General features: G+C 34.2%; 19 protein-coding genes and 3 other annotated features. Of the genes, 16 read left to right on the forward strand and 3 right to left on the reverse strand.

Annotated features, from left to right (window positions below):
- Window positions 1-300: 300 nt before the first annotated feature.
- Window positions 301-750 carry a YndM family protein gene (locus tag AB1279_RS11695; protein WP_429761367.1) on the reverse strand — a complete coding sequence of 150 codons (450 nt, stop codon included), beginning with the start codon at window positions 748-750 and terminating at the stop codon, window positions 301-303.
- A 111-nt stretch (window positions 751-861) separates the two neighbouring features.
- Between AB1279_RS11695 and AB1279_RS11700 the strand changes: the two genes are divergently transcribed.
- From AB1279_RS11700 to AB1279_RS11735, 8 genes are all read left to right on the forward strand, one after another.
- On the forward strand, window positions 862-1,107 hold the full coding sequence (locus AB1279_RS11700; protein WP_429758889.1) for a DUF2651 family protein: 246 nt from the start codon (window positions 862-864) through the stop codon (window positions 1,105-1,107).
- Between the two features lie 206 nt (window positions 1,108-1,313).
- A complete protein-coding gene (locus AB1279_RS11705) occupies window positions 1,314-4,829 on the forward strand; it encodes a DUF4020 domain-containing protein (RefSeq protein ID WP_429758890.1) in 3,516 nt (1,171 codons plus the stop codon).
- Between the two features lie 99 nt (window positions 4,830-4,928).
- Window positions 4,929-5,161: a binding site (T-box leader), on the forward strand.
- 55 nt (window positions 5,162-5,216) lie between these two features.
- Window positions 5,217-5,451 (forward strand) — a binding site (T-box leader).
- A gap of 142 nt (window positions 5,452-5,593) precedes the next feature.
- A complete protein-coding gene (locus tag AB1279_RS11710) occupies window positions 5,594-6,670 on the forward strand; it encodes a bifunctional 3-deoxy-7-phosphoheptulonate synthase/chorismate mutase (RefSeq protein WP_429758892.1) in 1,077 nt (358 codons plus the stop codon).
- Window positions 6,671-6,677: 7 nt separating this feature from the next.
- Window positions 6,678-6,909: a binding site (T-box leader), on the forward strand.
- A 99-nt stretch (window positions 6,910-7,008) separates the two neighbouring features.
- Entirely contained in the window at window positions 7,009-8,181 is a 1,173-nt protein-coding gene (gene aroC / locus AB1279_RS11715) for a chorismate synthase (RefSeq protein WP_429758894.1), read from the forward strand.
- Window positions 8,182-8,196: 15 nt separating this feature from the next.
- A complete protein-coding gene (gene hisC, locus AB1279_RS11720; RefSeq protein ID WP_429758895.1) occupies window positions 8,197-9,291 on the forward strand; it encodes a histidinol-phosphate transaminase in 1,095 nt (364 codons plus the stop codon).
- Window positions 9,284-10,384, forward strand: a complete 1,101-nt coding sequence (locus AB1279_RS11725) for a prephenate dehydrogenase (protein WP_429761369.1) — start codon at window positions 9,284-9,286, stop codon at window positions 10,382-10,384. The genes hisC and AB1279_RS11725 overlap by 8 nt, the downstream gene beginning before the upstream one ends.
- A 24-nt stretch (window positions 10,385-10,408) precedes the next feature.
- Entirely contained in the window at window positions 10,409-11,701 is a 1,293-nt protein-coding gene (gene aroA / locus AB1279_RS11730) for a 3-phosphoshikimate 1-carboxyvinyltransferase (protein WP_429758897.1), read from the forward strand.
- Window positions 11,702-11,826: 125 nt separating this feature from the next.
- Entirely contained in the window at window positions 11,827-12,999 is a 1,173-nt protein-coding gene (locus AB1279_RS11735) for a GNAT family N-acetyltransferase (RefSeq protein WP_429758898.1), read from the forward strand.
- A gap of 78 nt (window positions 13,000-13,077) precedes the next feature.
- Here the strand turns inward: AB1279_RS11735 and AB1279_RS11740 are convergent, their stop codons facing one another.
- Window positions 13,078-13,281, reverse strand: coding sequence for a hypothetical protein (locus AB1279_RS11740; protein ID WP_429749421.1), 204 nt, complete (start codon window positions 13,279-13,281; stop codon window positions 13,078-13,080).
- 287 nt (window positions 13,282-13,568) lie between these two features.
- Here AB1279_RS11740 and AB1279_RS11745 point away from each other — a divergent pair, with 287 nt between their 5' ends.
- Window positions 13,569-14,792 (forward strand): MFS transporter, encoded by a 1,224-nt coding sequence (locus tag AB1279_RS11745; RefSeq protein WP_429758900.1) that lies wholly within the window; start codon window positions 13,569-13,571, stop codon window positions 14,790-14,792.
- Between the two features lie 148 nt (window positions 14,793-14,940).
- Here the strand turns inward: AB1279_RS11745 and AB1279_RS11750 are convergent, their stop codons facing one another.
- Complete coding sequence (locus tag AB1279_RS11750; protein ID WP_429758902.1) at window positions 14,941-15,807, reverse strand: GNAT family N-acetyltransferase; 867 nt, start codon at window positions 15,805-15,807, stop codon at window positions 14,941-14,943.
- A 523-nt stretch (window positions 15,808-16,330) separates the two neighbouring features.
- On the opposite strand from AB1279_RS11750, the gene AB1279_RS11755 reads away from it, so the two are divergent.
- The 7 genes from AB1279_RS11755 (at window position 16,331) to AB1279_RS11785 (ending at window position 20,843) form a co-directional block, all read left to right on the forward strand.
- The gene (locus AB1279_RS11755) at window positions 16,331-16,771 is read left to right on the forward strand and encodes an Lrp/AsnC family transcriptional regulator (protein WP_429758903.1); all 441 of its coding nucleotides are present in this window, start codon (window positions 16,331-16,333) and stop codon (window positions 16,769-16,771) included.
- 618 nt (window positions 16,772-17,389) lie between these two features.
- Entirely contained in the window at window positions 17,390-17,602 is a 213-nt protein-coding gene (locus AB1279_RS11760; protein WP_429758904.1) for a hypothetical protein, read from the forward strand.
- Between the two features lie 444 nt (window positions 17,603-18,046).
- Window positions 18,047-19,027, forward strand: coding sequence for a tyrosine-type recombinase/integrase (locus AB1279_RS11765; RefSeq protein WP_429758906.1), 981 nt, complete (start codon window positions 18,047-18,049; stop codon window positions 19,025-19,027).
- A gap of 199 nt (window positions 19,028-19,226) precedes the next feature.
- Complete coding sequence (locus tag AB1279_RS11770; RefSeq protein ID WP_429758908.1) at window positions 19,227-19,667, forward strand: hypothetical protein; 441 nt, start codon at window positions 19,227-19,229, stop codon at window positions 19,665-19,667.
- Window positions 19,668-19,698: 31 nt separating this feature from the next.
- Window positions 19,699-19,980 carry a hypothetical protein gene (locus AB1279_RS11775; RefSeq protein ID WP_429758909.1) on the forward strand — a complete coding sequence of 94 codons (282 nt, stop codon included), beginning with the start codon at window positions 19,699-19,701 and terminating at the stop codon, window positions 19,978-19,980.
- A 41-nt stretch (window positions 19,981-20,021) separates the two neighbouring features.
- The gene (locus AB1279_RS11780) at window positions 20,022-20,249 is read left to right on the forward strand and encodes a hypothetical protein (RefSeq protein WP_429758911.1); all 228 of its coding nucleotides are present in this window, start codon (window positions 20,022-20,024) and stop codon (window positions 20,247-20,249) included.
- A 69-nt stretch (window positions 20,250-20,318) separates the two neighbouring features.
- The gene (locus tag AB1279_RS11785; protein ID WP_429758913.1) at window positions 20,319-20,843 is read left to right on the forward strand and encodes a hypothetical protein; all 525 of its coding nucleotides are present in this window, start codon (window positions 20,319-20,321) and stop codon (window positions 20,841-20,843) included.
- Window positions 20,844-20,860 lie beyond the last annotated feature (17 nt).

The following is a 20,860-nucleotide window of genomic DNA, read 5'->3' on the forward strand; positions in this document are numbered from 1 at the left end:
GCAGATATACAGAATAAAGGGAGAGGCGAGGAAATGACGATGTACATCTTATTCACATCAAGTTAACATAGCATCATCGGAAGTTCAAATGGAACGGACAGTTAGCTTAACCATATTTCAAAACTTTCACTTTCTGTGTCTGTCAGTAAAAATAATGGTTCTCAGGATTTTTTCAATTGAATTTAAGGTTAGTAACTACTGACGACTATAACTTATTGTAATTCAAAAAGTGATCCTGTGAGAGATCACTTTTTTGTTATCTTTGATAGAATATTATCGTAAATAGCTGTGCGAAATGTATTATTTCCGTTTTTTTGCATCTGTAACATTCTGTTCTTCAGCAAACTCTGTTCCATAAGCTAGCGATCGGTGGAAATTAACACCTGTTCTTTCGCTTGTTTGCTCAGTGGAAATACGACTTAATAAATAACGATGAACAAAGACTTCTGCTACTGTAACTACAATTGCTGATAAAATACTTCCCCAAGCAATTTGCATATAATTATCTAGAAGTACGCTGCCGAAAATCCATACACTCATATAAGTGAAAAGAAAATCAACCATGATCGCAGCAGTATTTCCCGCTCGCGGTAAGACGATTAGATCTCCTAACATATACGAGGCAATTGTGATAAATAGACTAAAGGAAAAGATGTCAACGATTGTTGCATCAAAGAAAAAATCCAAGCCAATTGCAAAAGCAATCATGCAGGATACAAATTTTAAAAGCAGAATAGTAATATGATTCATCATCTGAACCTCTCTTTTTCTATTTAGTTTGAATGAAAAAAAGGGAGTTTATACATGGAATTTTAAAGTTCAAATGGTAAGGTGTTTATATACCTAAATAGGAGTGAGATAATGACTCAATTATTAATCAATCCAATGTTTTTAATACTTATTTTGTTTCCAGTTATTACGGTAGTTTTAAGTGCAATCGCTTATGTAAGGTTAAAAAGATTGTTTGTTATGCCCTTAATCATATTTTTGCTTTCATTGGTCTTTATGCTTATGTATGCAAATGAATCATTTCTCTTTTGGGTAATTGCATATCCAGTGTTATCGATATTAGTTGGGCTTTTGTTCAAATATATTTTGTCTAAATGAATGTAGTGATTTGAACTGCTGTTTAACTTTAAGTTGAAGGGTTTTTGAATGAACTAAAAGAAAAATGAAAGATTACTCTCAAAGGTAGAACTGATTTTTAAAAGTGAAAATTTTTATTACCTTCCATTTATCTGAATGTTAAAAAAACACAAAAAATGTTATATTAAAAAGAGAAAATTAACATTTTTAGGTAAGGAGAGATAAAAATGTGGATTACTTCAGAGGTAGAAATTCCAGATGAACTATTTGATAAACTCGAACAAGGGAAACTCGTGGTATTTGTTGGAGCTGGAGTATCTATGAAAGGAAATTCAAACTTACCGAATTTTGATGATTTAGTTGATTATATTGCGAACGCTCTATATGTAGAAAAACGTGAGGAAAATGAGCCGCACGATTATTATCTTGGAAAAATTGCGAAAACGAAAGATGTTCATCAGATTGCTAAGAATCTTGTTCATGTAGCGTATTCAAAGCCAAATCCATTGCATCATTCTATTTTGCAGTTATTTGCGGCTGATGAGAATGTTCGTATTGTGACTACAAATTTTGATCAGCATTTTACAACTGTGCTTGAAGAATCGGAGCGTAACGTGAATATGTATTATGCCCCGGCACTTCCAACTGGAAGAGCTTTTAAAGGATTGGCGTATATTCATGGCAATGTGGAACAAGAAAAAGAAAATTTAATTTTGACAGATGGTGATTTTGGAAGGGCTTACTTAACAGAAGGATGGGCAAGGAGATTTTTAGTAGACCTATTTTCTAATTATACGGTTTTGTTTATTGGTTATAGCCATAATGATCCTGTTATGAAGTATTTAGCAACTGGATTACCACCTAGTACGAGACGATATGCATTTGTTGCAGAAGGAGAAAATACATATCATTGGGAGCATTTAGGGATTAAGCCGATTGTATATCCGAATAAGGCACAAAATCATCAATCATTAGCAAAGGCCGTACAACGATGGGCAGAGCTAATGGGGGATAATTATATTACAAAAAGAACACGAATTCGTGATATTGTAACGGCTCCACCATCTTTAGAGCAGGAGCAGCTGTCTTATATTAAACAATCTGTAAAAAAAATTGAAACACTCCGTTATTTTGTAGAGTTTGCAAGAGACTACGAATGGGTGGAATGGTTGGAAAAAGAGGGACAATTACGAAATTTATTTTCGGAAGAAGCTGAGACTTCTGAGAAAGATCAATTGCTTGCACAGTGGATTGTAAATCATTTTTTAGTAAGTCATCAAAATGAATTATTTCAGTTAATGTATAAAAATAATACGAAAATATCCGCCTTGTTATGGAATACGATATGTGTATGTTTAGCAGAAATGGAACAGCCGATACATACGGTTTCATTTGCGAAATGGATTTTATTATTATTAGAAAAAGCGAAAACAAATGAGTTTTTTATTGAAAATTTACCTTCCTTACTTCAGAAGTGTGTGTACCCAGAGCATAAAGAAATTATGGTTCTTTTACTAACTTTTATGTTAGATGGAAAACTAAAATTAAAACGAATTCGACAATGGGAACAGGAGATGCCGGATATTGTAGAGTTAGCGGAAACGAATCATCTGTCAGCTGTAACTTTTTCAAGGATGCAGTCTATATGGGAAGTGAAAATGAAGCCGCATCTTTCTTATTTTGCTATACCAATTTTGCAGACTGGATTAGAAAAAATACAGAGATTAGCGTTAAAACAGCAGTCACTTCAAATTCATGACACAGTTAGTGAATTACGAAGTGCAATTGAACCGCATGAGCAAGATAGCCAGCCACGTGAGTTTTCGTTTTTAATTAATATTGTTAGAGACTGTATGGAATATGTTTGTGCCCATTATGAAGAAAAAGCAAATTTTTATATTACTTTTATGCTTGAATTTGGAAGCATCCTGCAAAAGAGAATTGCAATTCATAGTATGAACCATACTGTTTTTCGAACGCAAAATGAAAAAATAGAATGGTTATTACAGCATGGAATGCTTACGGAAGATTCTTGCAAGCATGAAGTGTTTCAACTGTTAAAGAATCATTATGAAGGTGCATCTGAATCTACAAAACAAAAAGTGCTAAGTAACATAGTGAAACAGTTTGAAGCGAAAACTTATTTTGGAGCTTGCAACTTAATAGATTGGCTTTACATGTGTGCTCCAGCTAACGGGTCTACAAAACAAACATATGATTTTATGAAACAGAAATTCCCTCATTTTTCGTCGAGTCAGTTTCCAGATTTACAAGAAGAGCGTATGTTGCAGCCGATTACATGCAATTTAACAGCTGATGGTTTGTTACATATGAGAGAAGAAGAAATATTGAGGCAAGTTCTTCAATATTCACATGAAGGATTGTTTGAGAAGCATCATTTTTTAGAGATGCTTTCTAAGGCATGCAAAACGAATGTGCAATGGAGTATTTCTCTAGCATATCAATTAGTTAGATATAAAGAAGTGAGTAAAGAAGTGTGGTTTGTATTAATGCGGGAGTGGCGAAATTATCGAAAATTAACAAATGAGCAAGTGCAAGAGATTTTACCATTGTTACACCAATTTGTTCGACATACTACTTATCATTGGCTTATTAGTAGTTTTCTGTATGAAAAAAGCAATCGTTTAGAAGAATTTCAAGAAGAAACAATTCGGGCAGTAAAACAACTTGCTTTTTCGTTGTTTCCTCTTGTAATGAAAGGAGAGCAAGGAAGAAGAAAAGAGCAAACGGATTACTACAATGAGGCTGTTCAGCATCCGGTAGGGAAAATAACAGCAGTTTTATTAAAGTTGCTTGCATATGAACATTTATATGATCGTAATATACACGCGTATTTGTATTTATTTGAAGAGCAGATGCGAAAAAAAACATACTACGTAAATATAATGATTGCTAGGTTAACAGCTGATTTAACATTTTTATATCATATCGAGAAGCAATGGTGTAGAAAGTATATGATTCCTTATTTAGATTTGCAGCAAAGTGAAGAGGAAACAAAATATGCGTGGGCTGGTTTTGTAAATACTCAAATTAATTTGCCTTTATTCATACAAACAAAGAAATACATTTCTTTTGCGGTTTGCAATTTACATTTGTTAAATAAACAAACACAAGAGGTATTTATGAAATGGCTAAGTCTAGTCTTTTTAAAGTGTATTTTATATTGGGATGAAAAAATAGACTGGTTGTACACTCTTTTTATACAGGAAGAAGAGGTAAGGAAAATAAAGTTTATAGAAAATGTATCTTATTATGTAAAAACATTGAGTATAAAAGAACAACAAAAATTTTGGCAAGATTGGCTTGCGAACTTTTTAATAGAACGCCCCAAAATGAGTATGATATCAGAGAGAGAGTATATCATATTTCTGCGATTTGTATTATATATGGATGCTATTACTGAAAAAGGGATTGAAGCCGTTTTATCGTATTTTTCTATCTCTTCACTGTATGAGGAAAAACAGGAATTGAAATGTTTGTTCAAACAGATGCTAGAAAAGAGTGAGCTAATTCGTCAAAAACCTTGTATATATGCAAAATTATTTTTCATTTTACTAACAAAGATAAATGATGCAGGGAGTATTGAAAATGAAGTGATTCAGCTTCGGCAATTATTTGATGATACAAAGCTCGAAAATATGCTATTTGAGTGTATTCAAAATGAGATGATGCGTATTGGAATGATAAATCAAAATATAAATGATTCGCCTTTATCATTGTGAGACATACGATGCAGCGGGAGAGAAAAATTCAAAAAATAATAAAAAAGTGTTGACATGGTTAAAAATAACACTTTATAATACAAATCAATACTTAATAAAAATAAAGCATTGAAGGGAACAGAGTAGTGTTTATCTCCCTGTTAAAGAGAGCTGATGGTTGGTGGAAATCAGTACAAAGGTAAACGTGAATTACAGTCCTGGAGCATCTTTTTCGTAGTAAAGGCAGATGTCTTTATGAAGGAAAAGACGGTCGATATGATCGTTAACAAAGAAAAGAGGTAGACATATTTGTCTACAACTAGGGTGGTACCGCGATAATAATCGTCCCTACTGATTGGATCAGTAGGGACTTTTTGCATATATGCGGACCTACATGAAAATAAAATAATAAGCGCGATGATAGGAAAAAAGAGTAGTGGTTGTTTCCCTGTAACAGAGAGCTGGTGGTTGCTGCGAACCAGTACACAAACAAGCATGAATTACAATCCTGGAGCATCTTTTTCGTAGTAAAGGTAGATGTCTTTATGAAGGGAAAGACGGTCGATATGATCGTTAACAAAAATGAGAGGTAGACACATTTGTCTGCAACTAGGGTGGTACCGCGATAATAATCGTCCCTACTGATTGGATCAGTAGGGATTTTTTGTATATTTCATACAAGGAATCGTTACCAAACTTACTTTGTTACAAATATTAGGTTCAGAAAATAGGGAATTTTCAATCCCTTATTATATATTTTCAAAAGATAAAAGGAGGAATTTTCAATGGGAAATCATGAATTAGAACAATTACGTAAACAGGTGGATGAAATTAATTTACAACTTCTGCACTTATTAAATGAGCGTGCAAAGGTTGTTCAAGAAATTGGTCAACAAAAGAAACTGCAAGGTACGAAACGCTTCGATCCTGTTCGTGAGCGTGAAGTACTTGATATGATTGCTGAACAAAACGAAGGGCCATTTGAAACATCTACAGTGCAACATATTTTCAAAACAATTTTTAAAGCAAGCTTAGAATTACAAGAAGATGATAATCGTAAAGCATTATTAGTTTCACGTAAAAAGAAACAAGAAAATACAATTGTTGATGTAAAGGGTGAATTATTAGGCAGCGGCGTACAAACGTTTATTATGGGACCTTGCGCAGTTGAAAGTTTAGATCAAGTTCGTCAAGTTGCTCAAGCGATGAAAGAACAAGGTATAAAATTAATGCGCGGCGGTGCCTTCAAACCGAGAACATCTCCTTATGATTTCCAAGGATTAGGAGTGGAAGGTTTACAAATTTTACGTCAAGTAGCAGACGAGTTTGATTTAGCAATTATTAGTGAGATTTTAAATCCAAATGATGTAGAAATGGCGCTTGATTACGTTGATGTGATTCAGGTGGGCGCTCGTAATATGCAAAACTTTGATTTATTAAGAGCAGTTGGAAAAGTAAATAAACCAGTATTATTAAAACGTGGTTTAGCAGCGACAATTGATGAGTTTGTAAATGCAGCAGAATACATCATTGCACAAGGAAACGATCAAATTATTTTATGTGAGCGCGGTATTCGCACATACGAAAAAGCAACGCGTAATACACTTGATATTTCAGCAGTACCGATTTTAAAGAAAGAAACACATTTACCGGTTGTTGTGGATGTAACACATTCAACAGGACGAAAAGACTTACTTCTTCCAACTGCGAAAGCAGCACTAGCAATCGGTGCAGACGCAGTTATGGCAGAAGTGCATCCAGACCCAGCGGTTGCATTATCAGATTCCGCACAGCAAATGGATATTCCGCAGTTCCATGCATTCATGGAAGAGTTAAAAGGATTTAAAAATAAATTATCATAATTAAATAGATATTGTGTTGAAAGGGAAACAGTAGCATTTATCTTCCTGTAACAGAGAGCTGATGGTTGGTGGAAATCAGTACAAAGATAAACGTGAATTACAACCCTGGAGCATCTTTTTCGTAGTAAAGATACAAGTCTTTATGAAGGGAAAGACGGTCAATATGATCGTTAACAATAAAAAGAAATAGACATACTTGTCTATAATTAGGGTGGTACCGCGATATCATCGCCCCTACTGAATAAAATCAGTAGGGGTTTTTTTATAAAGTGAAACTTCCGGCAGTGGAAGTCTTACTGGCCGTTAGGGCGGGATGAAAACGTAAAGGAGAAATAATAATGAGATATATAACAGCTGGAGAATCACATGGTCCGCAGTTGACAGTTATTTTGGAGGGTGTTCCTTCTGGTCTTTCTTTAACTGCAGAAGATATAAATACAGAGTTATTAAGACGACAAAAAGGTCACGGCCGCGGAAGACGTATGCAAATTGAAACGGATACTGTTGAGATTGTAAGCGGTGTGCGTCATGGTTATACGCTTGGATCACCAATTACATTGGTTGTGAAAAATGATGATTTTAAGCATTGGACAAAAGTGATGGGAGCTGAATCTATTTCTGAACAAGAAAGTAAAGAAATGAAACGAACGATTACAAAACCACGCCCAGGGCATGCCGATTTAAATGGAGCAATTAAATATGGCCATCGTGATATACGTAATGTATTAGAGCGTTCTTCTGCTAGAGAGACAACGGTTAGAGTAGCGGCAGGAGCTGTTGCAAAAAAAGTTTTAACAGAATTGGGAGTAACTATCGCAGGGCATGTGCTTGAAATTGGTGGTGTGAAAGTTAATCAAGTTCCACACGTCTCATTAGCAGAGATGCAGATTATTTCAGAAAACTCACCTGTTCGCTGCTTAGACCAAGAAGCAGAGCAAGCGATGATGGAAGCAATTGATGCAGCGAAAAGTAATGGAGATTCCATTGGTGGCATTGTTGAGGTAATTGCTGAAGGAATGCCCGTTGGTGTTGGTAGTTACGTTCATTATGACCGGAAATTAGATGCAAAATTAGCTGCAGCCATCATGAGTATTAATGCGTTTAAAGGCGCTGAAATTGGTATTGGTTTTGATGCAGCAAGAAAGCCAGGAAGTACTGTACATGATGAAATCATATGGGATAAAGAAACGGGTTACACAAGAAAAACGAATAACGCTGGTGGATTAGAAGGTGGAATGACGACAGGAATGCCAATTGTTTTGAGAGGTGTAATGAAACCAATTCCTACATTATATAAACCACTTGCAAGTGTAGATATTGATACGAAGGAAGCATTTCAGGCAAGTATTGAACGTTCAGATAGCTGTGCAGTACCAGCAGCAAGTGTAGTAGCAGAAGCAGTAGTTGCGTGGGAGTTGGCAACTGCATTAGTAGAACAGTTTGGGAAAGATCGTATGGATCTTATTCAACAAAATATTGCTCAGCATAAAAAGTACGCCAAAGAATTTTAAAAAGGAGGAACTTTTATGAAAGTAAAAGAACAAATAGCAACGCTGCAACCCTATAAACCGGGTAAATCAGCAAAACAAATGCAAGAAGATTATAGTGTTCATTCATTTGGAAAATTAGCTTCAAATGAGAATCCATTTGGCTGTTCACCTCTTGTAATAGAAGGATTACAAGTAGAGTGGAATGAACATGCCTTATATCCGGACGGAGGAGCGATTGAACTCCGTCAAACGATTGCGGAAAAACTACATGTTAAGAAGGAAAAAATTTTATGCGGAAGCGGGCTTGATGAAGTCATTCAAATCATTAGCCGAACGCTGCTTTGCCAAGGAGATAACGTTGTTACGGCTGGAGAAACATTCCCACAATATCGTCATCATGCAATAATTGAGGGGTGTAAAGTGAAAGAAATTCCGCTCCAAAATGGAGTCTACAATTTGGACGAAATTGCGTTAGTCATGGATGAAAAAACAAAGATTGTTTGGATTTGTAACCCAAATAATCCAACCGGAACATATGTAAATGACCGAAAATTACGTGAATTCATGAAGAAGGTTCATAAAGAAACATTAGTTGTGATTGATGAAGCATATTATGAATATGTCACTGCGAGTGATTTTCCAGATACAATTTCATTGCTGAAAGAGTATAAGAACCTTCTTATATTAAGAACTTTCTCAAAAGCATACGGATTAGCAGCATTTCGAGTTGGTTATGCAATTGGAAATGAAACAATAATCGAGAAATTGAATGTCGTTCGTCTTCCGTTTAATGTGTCTTCACTCGCACAAAAAGCTGCAGTACTTGCATGGAATGATGAATCATTTTTACAAAAGACAATTCGGGCAAATCGAGAAGGCCTGGAGAAATATGAGAGCTTTTGCAAAAAAAATGAGATTCCGTTTTATTCATCTCAAACGAATTTTATCTTTATACCGTTAGAAGATGCGCAAACAGTTTATGAACTTTGTGCACACGCTGGGTATATCATTCGTCCGTTCCTAAATGGTGTTCGGATTACAATTGGCACGAGTGAGCAAAATGAAGGAGTGATTGCAGTGTTAAAACAACACTTTAATAATAGCAGGTCTCGAGATGAGGCGCATGTGTAAAAAAGTTGTATTGATTGGAACAGGATTAATTGGTGGTTCACTTGCCTTAGCAATTAAGCGAGAACATAGTGTGACCATTACTGGTTATGATATTCAAAGTGAACAAGCGAAACGTGCAAAACGATTGAATGTAATCGATGAGGTGGGAGTGGACTTAAAAACAATGTGTGAAGAGGCGCATTTGATTATTTTTGCATCTCCTGTCGAAGAAACAACTAAGTTACTTAGAAAACTTGCATCATTCCAATTACGTGAAGATGTTATTGTGACGGATGTTGGAAGTACAAAAGGAACAATTATGAAGGAAGCAGAAATGTTACTGACAAACGGTGTTCCGTTTATTGGTGGACACCCGATGGCAGGATCTCATAAAACGGGTGTAGAAAGTGCAAAGGCACATTTATTTGAAAATGCATACTACATTTTAACGCCAATGAATACTGTTCAGACGGAGAAAGTCGAACAATTAAAAGATTGGTTAAAGGGAACGCATTCACATTTTCTTGTGTTAAATACAGAAGAACATGATTATGTAACAGGTGTTGTGAGTCATTTTCCTCATTTAATTGCTGCAGGATTAGTCAAACAAGTAGAAAAACATGCGGGTGATAATCCATTAATTCATATGTTGGCAGCTGGCGGTTTTAAAGATATTACCCGTATTGCTTCTAGTAGTCCAAAAATGTGGAGCGATATTGTAAGACAAAACCGTCCGCATTTATTACAGTTATTAGAGGAATGGATTATGGAAATGAAGCAATTGCAGCATACAGTCGCAGAAGGAGATGCCGAAGTACTACACACTTACTTTGCAAATGCAAAAGAATATCGTGATTCCATGCCAGTTCGTAAAAGTGGTGCGATTCCTGCTTATCATGATCTATACGTGGATGTTTTAGATAAAATAGGGGCGTTAGCGCATATTACAAGCATACTTGCAAGACAAGAGATTAGTATTACGAACTTGCAAATACTAGAAGCGCGTGAAGGATTACTCGGGGTGTTACGTATTAGCTTTCAAACAGAAGAAGATCGTATGAAAGCGACGCAATCTTTACAGCATGAAGAGTATCAAACATATGAAAGTATATAAATGAAAGAAGGTGCCGTAGTAAATATGGAAACTGTACAAACTGCTATAGAAGGCTTGCAAGGAACGATCGTTATTCCAGGTGATAAATCAATTTCACATCGTTCTGTTATGTTTGGCGCAATCGCTCACGGAAAAACAACGATTAAAGGCTTTTTACCAGGGGCAGACTGTTTAAGTACGATCTCTTGTTTTCGTGAAATGGGTGTATCGATAACGCAAAATGGAGATGAGGTAGAAGTAATTGGAACAGGAATTGAAGGTTTACAAGAAGCAGAGCGTGTACTTGATGTTGGAAACTCTGGTACAACGATTCGTTTATTGCTTGGAATACTAGCGAATACAAACCTTCATTTTTGCTTGCAAGGTGATGCTTCAATCGGAAAACGACCTATGAAACGTGTTACAAAACCGCTTAGTCTAATGGGAGCAATAATTGATGGAAGAGAAGGCGGAACGTATACACCGCTAACGATACGAGGAGGAAATCTTCAAGCGATTGATTATATTTCACCTGTTGCAAGTGCTCAAGTGAAATCTGCTATTTTATTAGCAGGTCTAGGAGCGCAGGGTGTAACAAGTGTTACAGAACCTCATATATCACGAGATCATACGGAAAGAATGCTTCAAGCATTTGGTGTACAAGTAAAACGAGATGGAACAAAAGTTTCAATAGAAGGTGGGCAACAGCTTATAGGAACGAACATTCATGTACCAGGAGACATTTCCTCGGCTGCATTTTTCCTAGTAAGTGGTGCCATCACTCCGAATAGCAAACTTACATTAAAAAATGTTGGAATCAATCCAACAAGAACGGGAATTATTGATGTTCTTACAAAAATGGGAGCAAAGTTAACCATTGAACTATGTGATACAGATGCTGCAGAACCTGTTGCTGATCTTATAATTGAAACATCACAGTTAAAAGGGATTGAGATTGGCGGCGATATGATTCCAAGATTAATTGATGAAATTCCAATTATCGCTCTTGCAGCAACACAAGCAGATGGGATTACTATTATCAAAGATGCACATGAATTAAAGGTGAAGGAAACAAATCGAATTGATACAGTTGTAGAAGAACTAACAAAATTAGGAGCACGTATCGAAGCGACGGATGATGGTATGATTATTTATGGGAAAACATCATTAAAGGGAAATACAGTAAATAGTCATGGTGATCATCGAATTGGAATGATGCTTGCAGTAGCTGGCTGCATTGCAAATGGAGAGACAATGATCCAGGATGCGGAAGCTGTTGGAGTATCGTATCCAAACTTTTTTGAAGAGATTGAGAAGTTGAAGGTAAAAACCCGGTAGATTGATATAGAATCTACCGGGTTTTTGTTTGTAAAGTTTGTATTTTTATATTTTTCTGATTAGTATGTTATATTTAATGTATTGTACATGCGCAGTTAGCGATATGATGAGGGGAGAAGAATAGCATGGAAGTTATTCAATTATCGGAAGAACAACACCGAGAGGCACTCAGACTATCTGAATACGCCTTTCAATATAACGTATCAGAAGATCAAATTGAAAAACGTCTGCAGCTTTTTAAAAAATACCATCAAATATTTGGGATATTAGAAGAAAAAGAGATTGCGGCAAAATTACACCTTATCCCGCTTGAAATATTTTTAGGTGAAGAAAAATTTAAAATGGGTGGAATTGCAGGGGTAGCTACATATCCAGAATTTAGACGAAACGGTTATGTAAAAAAACTATTAAAACATGTTTTAGATACGATGAGACAAGATGGTTATAGCGTTTCAATGTTACACCCATTTTCTGTTTCTTTTTACAGGAAGTATGGATGGGAGTTGTTTGCGAATCGCTTTGTATGTTCATTATCAAAAGCTGATTTAATAATGAAAGAACACGTACAAGGAAGAATAAAACGTTTTAATAAGGAATCACATTTGAAAGAGATTGAAATCGTATATGAGCAATTTGCGAAGAAATATTCTGGTATGTTAGTTCGTAATCAGGATTTCTGGTTGGATTTTGTTTATGGTGATCTGCATGCAGCGGTTTATTATAATCAAGTTGATGAGCCTACAGGTTATATGCTTTATAAAATAGAGAGTTCTAAGATGAAAGTAGAAGAATTTGTGCCGTTAAACAGTGAAGCTAGAACGGCTTTATGGAATTTCATTTGCCAGCATGATTCAATGATTAAAGAACTTGAGATAGTCGTTCATGAAAAAGAACCATTGCTGTTTTCACTGCAAGAGCCTCGTATTAAGGCTGAAATAAAACCTTACTTTATGGTTAGAATCGTAGATGTTGAGCGTTTTTTAAAGCAATATCCATTTGTATGGGAGAACAACGAAGAAGAGCTTATTTTACATATTTCTGATTCATTTGCACCTTGGAATAATCAGACAATCATATTCCGAGATAAAGAAGTAGTAATGGTAAGCAAAGAAGAAGCTGAAACATTGAAAGAAAGAGGTATACAACTAAATATTAATGCCTTGTCTACAGTTCTTTTCGGCTATAAAAGTCCATGGGAATTAAATCAAATAGGTACCATTTCTGGAACCGAAGAAGACATAAAACAATTTGAAAACCTAATTCCTTCCGAGCAACCATTTTTTTATGATTTCTTTTAATTGTTGTAAATAGATAAAGAATGTAAAAAGTGCTACGTGAAAGCAGCGCTTTTTACGTTCTTAAAATTAAGCGGTTCATCAATATCTTCTATATATTGAAGGAATATGATGGAAATGATAGATGATTTGTGGATGTGTTACCGATAAGTGAATGGGTGGATATGGCCAGATGAATGGCGTTACAACTCCTACAACAGGACTTGCCGTATGAAAAGCGGCAACGTGAACGGAAGGGGTTACTACAGGAGTACCAGCAACAACCCTTGTTGGAAAGAGGTTCATGATAAGTTCACTCCAAAAGGTTATATATGCAATAGTATATTCTTTTGTTTGATTAAAATGTGCAAGTGAAATTTAGTTAAGCTTATAGAAGTTCTACTCTCTGTTTGTAATCTTCATATTCATTCAAGTCGCAGGTGTTTCGCGTTTACTCCCCATACATAAAAGAGTTCAATTATCCATCGCTTATTCCTAAAAATTTTATATCTATCTTATATTTTTGTTTATTTTTAATATTTTTTATTTTATAATTATTTTAATTAAATTATATTTCTTATCTGGAGGTGACGATGAAAAATTATAGATTTTATTCATTTTGGATAGCTCAAACAAGCATTTCGTTAGCTGATGTCGTATACATCATGGTCATTACGACTTACATTTATCAGAAAACGGAATCTGTATTATTCGCTTCTTTATTTCCCTTTTTTAAGGCCCTTACAAGATTACTAGCTGGCTTTTCAGCACCACTAATCCTACAAAATACTTCAATGTCAAAAGCACTTGTAAACTTACAAATTACTAAAACCATTTTGATTACTTTATTACTATTAGGATTTACATTCTTAACTTCTCATATTTATATTTTATTCACTTACATATTGATACTTTCTTTCGTAGAAGGATGGGGAAGTCCCTTGTTAAATTCTATAGTCCCCCAAATTATTTTAAAGGAAGAACTCGTAAAAGCTAATAGCTTGTTAAGCATTTCCAATCAAGCGGTACAAATTGGCGGTTATACTCTGACAGGATTTATTGTCGTAAAAATAGGACATATTCCTACTTTACTAATAACGGCTGTCTTGTTATGGATTTCTATTGTTTGTTTGTATATAGCAATTCGCTCTCTTTATGATCAGATGACACAAAATCAAGATGCATCCAAATGGACTCTCATGAAGGAAGGGTGGATTCACCTTTGGAGTAACTCAACTCTGCGATTAGTTACGTTAATGGATGTAATTGAAGGGATTGCAGGTCAAATATGGGTTGGTACGATTACATTGGTTTATGTAAAAGAAATACTTCATAAAGGAGAACAATGGTGGGGCTATATTAATGCTTGCTATTATATCGGTACAATTGTAGGAGGGGTTATAACAATATATTTAGCAAAAAAGATTCAAAAAAATCTTATACTCAGTATGGCAGCGGGATCTTTTTTATTTAGCATTTTTACTTTATTATATGGGCTTAGTAGTATTCCTTTCTTATCCCTTGTACTCTGTATTGCGATGGGACCGGCATATCAAATACGAGATGTTGCGCAGCAAACTGCATTTCAAACAAATATAGATGTGTCATTACTTCCAAAAGTATATGCATCTCGCGGCGTTCTATTATCAACGATTTCGAGTCTTTCTATTTTTATAATTGCGCTCATAGCTGAATACTTAGGTATCAGAATGGTGTATATATTTGGCGCTGTACTTATTTGTATATCAGCGGGGTTATCTTTTGTTTTACTTAAAACAAAAAATGAGGAAATAAATGTTCATAATACAATTGGATAGAGCCGAGAAAATACGAATTTACAATGTTAAAGAAATCCTAATTCCTCGTTTATAAAACCGAGAAATTAGGATTTAGTTATTTTTGAAATGCTAAAGTGAAGCTTCCATCAGTGGGGGTTTTACTGTCCGTTAATGCGGGGTAAACTTTTTAGCCGAAAGCTTGAGCAGCAATACCATAAAGTGTACCATTTCTTCTTGGTAATTGAATTGAGTTTTTAATCATTATTGGTGGTTGGCTTACTTTTTTAAATCCACATTGTTCTAAGTATGTTATAAATGAACTTTGCCCATCAAGCACATCTATTCTAAGTTTTCCTTTGTAGCTTGTAGTAAGGTGATGAATGATATGAGTTGCTACATCATGATTAAGTGCTACAATGGGGCCAAGAATTAAATGAATTGGTCCCTCTATGCTTAATCCATAGCCAATTAAATCTCCATTTTTTGCTCTGACTACTACTCCTTGTTTTGCTTGTTTAATTCTAGATTTAAGGAACAATTTTCTATCTGCTCCGACTGCACGTTGATCCAATTTATGTACATCATTAAAATAAGTATCAGTTAACGGAACAATGTCGTAATCATGATTTTTTTTGATGTGGTAAAATGAATTATTGTTATCACTTATTAATTTATGTATACAAGTAACGGATTGAAACCCTAATTTTTTATAAAGAGGATAGCCTTCTTCAGTTGCAGCTAACATAATTGTGACATTATTAGGTACTGAATCAATACAAGCTTGTATAACCTTCTTACCTAATCCATATCCTCTGTAATTTTCATTTACAATTACCATTCCTATAGAAGCTAACTTATTTCCATAAGGAATAAGGGCTGCGCTTGAAATAATTTCACCTTGCTCTGTTTTATGCCCATATATAGTACCTGCTGACATAATGGTATTGATTTCATCCTCGTCATAATCCCAACCAACTGAAGCTGAAAGAGCAATAAGACTAAGTATATCTTCTTTATAAAAATTGTATATTTGAAACTCAATTTGACTCTGCACAACAATCCCTCCGCCTTCAATAGGTCTTAATTCATGATAATTTAATTTTACGAAAAATTCAAAAAATAAAATGTCGAAAAACTAGATAAATACAACTAATAGAATTAGTTGTATTTAAATATTCCTTTAGTGGTGTAAAGATGAGTCAATTGTTTACTTATAATAGTTTTCTTCATATCAATAACTTTAGTTATTTAATTTTTTGTTTTTGTGGAAAAGATACGAAAAAAAGTTTTGAAAAGCTTTTTATACGAAAATAGAGGAGAATATTTATAAATAGACTCATATCTCCAAGCATCAAAATTGGAAGTTTTGCGTTGTATCTTTAAAACATTGGAACCATTTCGATTGTGACGATAGCTCATACATTAACATCTCCTTTGATCACTTTTTAATTGATACTGATATTTTATGGGAAAGAATGTATAATTTACATGCAATTAATAAGTTGTTTTAGTTAGATTACTTTCATTTTATTGTTAAATAAGTGGGTTGAGTTTATAAAAATAAAGGGGAGTTGCATATGGATCAAGTTGATTCAAAGATATTAGAGTTACTACAAAATAACGGTCGGATGTCAATGGTGGACTTGGGAAAAGAAGTAAATATGACTCAGCCAGCCGTTAAGGAAAGAGTTCGGAAGTTAGAAGATAAGGGGATTATTGAGAATTATCAAGCTGTTGTCTCACGAAAAAAGTTAGGGAAAGATACAACTGCATTTATTCTTTTTCAAGCAAATAACTGTAATCAATTTGTTGAGTTTTGTAGACAGTCACCGCATGTCATTGATTTATACAGAATAAGCGGACAATATAATTACTTGCTAAAAGTGGCTACAAGTTCTCCGGAATCACTAGAGACTTTTAGCGATTCATGTAATAAGTATGGTCGTCCAACCATTTTGATGGTATTGTCTACGCGTTTTGAACAAAAAGTTATGCTTCCTGAGGTTCTTTCAGAATAGTAATATACATTCATAGGAAGAGAATCGTGTTTAGACGACATTAAATGTATAGTATAGTGAAGCGAAATTTATGAAAGAAAGACGAGGAAATTACTGCTGAAAGCTCTTTGATTTCCTTGTAGAAAATGAATCTATAGTCGCTATAAGTGTTACATAAAAGGATGAATAATTGAAGCGTTAAATCACACATAAATTTTTCTATCGCCGAATACGAATTTAATAGTGGTGATAGGGATGGCCAAAAGAAAAACAAAAAATGGCTATAAATTTGTAGTTTTTGAAGTGCCCAATTGATGAAGAGGAAAAACAGAAGCTATGCGAAGGATACAAGGAGCTGTTATATAAATTGTTTTTCACACAGGGGAATATAGAAAATCCAAAAAGTATAATGCCTAATTATGCTCCATAGTGAAGTTTTTTACGTACAAAAGAAAAGACACTCCTACGAGTGTCACCATCGTATTGCATTCGAGGTTTAAAAAAGGGACGAAAAAGTATTCCTTTTTCAAATTTAATTTAACATATTATGGTATATATAGTAAATTGAGAAATATTTTATAAAAAATTCCTAATGTTTAGTATAGATATTTTTTACTATTTATCATAGAAGAAAAAGAGATGTTTATTTATATTCCTAGCAAAAATATTAAAACTTCATTTGCATCAGATTTAAAGCAATCTTTAGCGAGCTTTAACTTCATGAACTATAACCTGGCCCAAATAGGAGAAAAAGAAAATTTTTATGTCATTGATAATAATCAGGAACACTCTATTAGAACTTCTGTTAAATTGCTAACAGAGGTTCTTCTATTCTTGGAAAAGAATTTGTAATCTCTTTAGTATGTCCCTGAAATTCAATTTAATACTTTATTATACTTAGAAGGTGTATGTGTATGATGAAGATGTATCTAGGTTTATTTAATTCAAAGTTTAGGTTTCTATTGAATCTGAATTAAAAAAAATATAATTTTCTATTGGATTTCCTTATTGATGGTTAATCTATGATTGCCTTCCATCTAAGTTCTACTATATAATGGCTATAGTCTAAAATAAGTGAGTTGCAAACTGCGACTTTTAGGACATTCAGTGAGAAAACGCTGGATGCAGCGGTATTACTAGGAGGAACTACATGATTACAGTAAGTAACGTAAGTTTACGTTTTGCAGATCGTGTTTGAATTCGAATGTAACTTATCGCTCACAAGTACTTATGTACCAACGGACAGATTACGTTCATCTTTTTAGCTAGTCGCAAGCTATAAAGGAGGAGTAGTCGATGAGGAAAAAACGCAGTCGTTACTCAAATGACGAAGAGTTAGAGTTAGTTGGTGAAGCGAAACATGACTATGTCGGATCGTGGGATAAAGCGATGGATTCGTTTACGAAAGACGGTGAATTACGCGGTCTTAGAGAGGCGACTTTATTTTACTACGAAAAGGAAATGCGGATGATATTTCGATACCTAGAAGAGCAAGAGATAATCGATATGCCACCGCATAAATTTACGAAAACTAATGTAGAGGATAATATAATACTCTACATGAAGAACGTAAAGAAGTTATCAGCGTCAACTATTAATATTCGATTACGTGCATTCAGAACGGTCGTGAAATGGCTATACGAAAAGGAGATGATTCCTAATTATCCGATGAAAAACGTTAAGTTACTCAAGGATAGAATGAAGGAAATCATCACTTTTACACCGCAGCAACTTACGAGATTTTTTAATGCGATAGATAAAACGACCTGGACAGGCGTACGTAATTACGCAATATGTATCGTGTTAATTGAGTGTGGATTACGTCAAAATGAGTTGTTAAATCTTGAAGTTACTGACGTCTTATGGGAAGAAAATACAATATTAGTGAAACACACCAAAACGTATCGTATGCGTAAAGTTCCGATTACAGAAGAAACGAAAAAGGCTATCAAGCGATGGTTAAACGTTAGAGGAGAGGCGCACACTAAGCAGCTATTTTGTAATATGTCAGGAGAAGCATTTACACAACGTGGGCTATATCAAATGATTACGCGTTACGGTCGGGAAGCAAAAATAGAAAACGTAAGGGTTAGTCCGCATACATTCAGGCATACATGTGCTAAGTTATATCTAATGAACGGTGGAGATTTGTTTTCGTTACAGCATATTCTTGGACACACCGATATTTCTATGACGAGACGGTATGTACAATTCATGTACGACGATGTAGCGAAACTTCATAAACAATTCTCTCCGCTTAAATCGATAAAATTATAGATAGTATAAGAATAAAACGTCACTTTAACAAGTGGCGTTATTTTTTTGTTTTTGTGAAAATATGTGAGCCATAGACGTATAGGAATCATTTAGTAGAAATAAGAGGTAGATTAAGATAATTAAAGAAAAATATGGTATTATTTAATAGTAAAAATATAGAAAAATTGTTTTTAAATCGTGTGAAAGGAAATATTTTAGAATGATTAACAATGAACAATTTGATAGGAAGCTAGAGCAATTTCTTTTAGAGAATTCTTTACTCCCACTTACATCTAAAAGTTGGTCTAGCTTTAATATAGATTATAAATATAATGAAAATGACGCCTCTAGGAAAGGTCTGCAGCTTAAGAACAAAGTAGTAGAATTTATCCCTAAAGATAAAAGAGGGGTGTACGTGTTTGTTGATTCTACTGTAGAAGAAGTAGTATACGTTGGTGAAGGTTGGATTCAAAAACGAATACATAAACACATTGAAAAACTATACAAAGATAAACCAACACCTCGAATAAACTTCTTTAAATCTATTCAAGGTAATGTTCGTATTTATTGGACAAAATGTACAGGCTATCATAGAAGGTTAGCTTTAGAAGGTTCATTACAATGTGTTCTTAAACCACGTTATAGAAGAGATGATCAATAAAAACTATATTTTATACAAAGGGGATGTAGTAATGAAAAAGTTAACTGATGTCATTTCATTAAAACATATTGAGGATGCAGATGGACCAAAAATTCAGTATGGTATTTGCATTCATACCAAGAGGGATATCCAGCTTAATCAGCAGCTTAACTCTCTTGAATCTAAACAAGAAGAAATGATTCAACATGAACTACTTAAATTTATTGAAGATCCAATTAATGCAGAGGGGTTTCTTGTTATAGGTAAAGAGGCTGTTAAGGTTAACGAAATAATATATATAAAAGTAGATTCATTTGAATACATCGGATTCTAATTAAATAAAGGTTTAATTTTATATAATAAGGAGCCAATATTATGAGTATGATTCCGTGGATGTTTGACGTAGGTAAGAAAGTAAGAATAAGCAAACAAGCAGTTTTCGCAAATGAAGAAATAAGAGGGAAAAATGGAATAGTTATTGATAGAAAGAGTGAAGAGGAGAATAGGCTACAAGAATATACAGTAGACTTTGGAGAATTAGGCATTTATAAAGATTTGCCAGCAATTGTTTTTGATAGAAGATCAAGAAATAAAATAATTTGAGATAGTACTGAACTCACAATCATATCAATAGTTGAATAAAATAAGAGTTTTATTTAAAGGGGTGATGAAATGATTGGTATTATAGCAATAATTGTTTATCTAGCGATTGGTATTATAACTAGTAAGTCTATCGTTGATGAGAATAACAAATTAATTAATTTATATAGAAACCAGAAATATAAAGAAATAGATGATACGTTATGGGAAAGCACAAAAGACCAAGCAAAAATTATTGATCATATTGGGGAAAAAGGATATAAAATATTTTTTCATTGTGCATTAGTGATTTCCCTCCCCATATATCTCTTATACAATTGGGCAATTGATAAAAAGAATGATTTACAGTATCTAATTTTAAAACATAGTTCTAGGACATATAAAAATGGAACGAAGGTTCTTATAAGTAATCCGCAAGAAAAGGATTACGAATGGTCTTATGAAGGAGAATGGGAGAAGCACAAAGGGAAGAAAGGTATAATTGTTGACTATTTTCCTCCGTTGTTAGAGGTTGACGAGAGAGAAGCGTATGTAATTAAATTTGAAGATGAAGAAGAGTTCGAATATGAGGCAGATGAATTTACGGTAATTGGATAAAATCCCTATTTTATATT

It is taken from the genome of Bacillus sp. S14(2024), assembly GCF_050473785.1.
Classification (GTDB): Bacteria; Bacillota; Bacilli; order Bacillales; family Bacillaceae_G; genus Bacillus_A; species Bacillus_A yunxiaonensis.

Coding starts and splice junctions, on each gene's coding strand:
- aroC (WP_429758894.1), top strand. CDS start 7,009: ATGAGATATATAACAGCTGGAGAATCACATGGTCCGCAGTTGACAGTT.
- AB1279_RS11735 (WP_429758898.1), top strand. CDS start 11,827: ATGGAAGTTATTCAATTATCGGAAGAACAACACCGAGAGGCACTCAGA.
- AB1279_RS11725 (WP_429761369.1), top strand. CDS start 9,284: ATGTGTAAAAAAGTTGTATTGATTGGAACAGGATTAATTGGTGGTTCA.
- AB1279_RS11770 (WP_429758908.1), top strand. CDS start 19,227: ATGATTAACAATGAACAATTTGATAGGAAGCTAGAGCAATTTCTTTTA.
- AB1279_RS11705 (WP_429758890.1), top strand. CDS start 1,314: ATGTGGATTACTTCAGAGGTAGAAATTCCAGATGAACTATTTGATAAA.
- AB1279_RS11785 (WP_429758913.1), top strand. CDS start 20,319: ATGATTGGTATTATAGCAATAATTGTTTATCTAGCGATTGGTATTATA.
- AB1279_RS11765 (WP_429758906.1), top strand. CDS start 18,047: ATGAGGAAAAAACGCAGTCGTTACTCAAATGACGAAGAGTTAGAGTTA.
- AB1279_RS11710 (WP_429758892.1), top strand. CDS start 5,594: ATGGGAAATCATGAATTAGAACAATTACGTAAACAGGTGGATGAAATT.
- AB1279_RS11760 (WP_429758904.1), top strand. CDS start 17,390: ATGTTTATTTATATTCCTAGCAAAAATATTAAAACTTCATTTGCATCA.
- AB1279_RS11780 (WP_429758911.1), top strand. CDS start 20,022: ATGAGTATGATTCCGTGGATGTTTGACGTAGGTAAGAAAGTAAGAATA.
- AB1279_RS11775 (WP_429758909.1), top strand. CDS start 19,699: ATGAAAAAGTTAACTGATGTCATTTCATTAAAACATATTGAGGATGCA.
- AB1279_RS11755 (WP_429758903.1), top strand. CDS start 16,331: ATGGATCAAGTTGATTCAAAGATATTAGAGTTACTACAAAATAACGGT.
- AB1279_RS11740 (WP_429749421.1), bottom strand. CDS start 13,281: ATGAACCTCTTTCCAACAAGGGTTGTTGCTGGTACTCCTGTAGTAACC.
- hisC (WP_429758895.1), top strand. CDS start 8,197: ATGAAAGTAAAAGAACAAATAGCAACGCTGCAACCCTATAAACCGGGT.
- AB1279_RS11695 (WP_429761367.1), bottom strand. CDS start 750: ATGAATCATATTACTATTCTGCTTTTAAAATTTGTATCCTGCATGATT.
- AB1279_RS11745 (WP_429758900.1), top strand. CDS start 13,569: ATGAAAAATTATAGATTTTATTCATTTTGGATAGCTCAAACAAGCATT.
- aroA (WP_429758897.1), top strand. CDS start 10,409: ATGGAAACTGTACAAACTGCTATAGAAGGCTTGCAAGGAACGATCGTT.
- AB1279_RS11700 (WP_429758889.1), top strand. CDS start 862: ATGACTCAATTATTAATCAATCCAATGTTTTTAATACTTATTTTGTTT.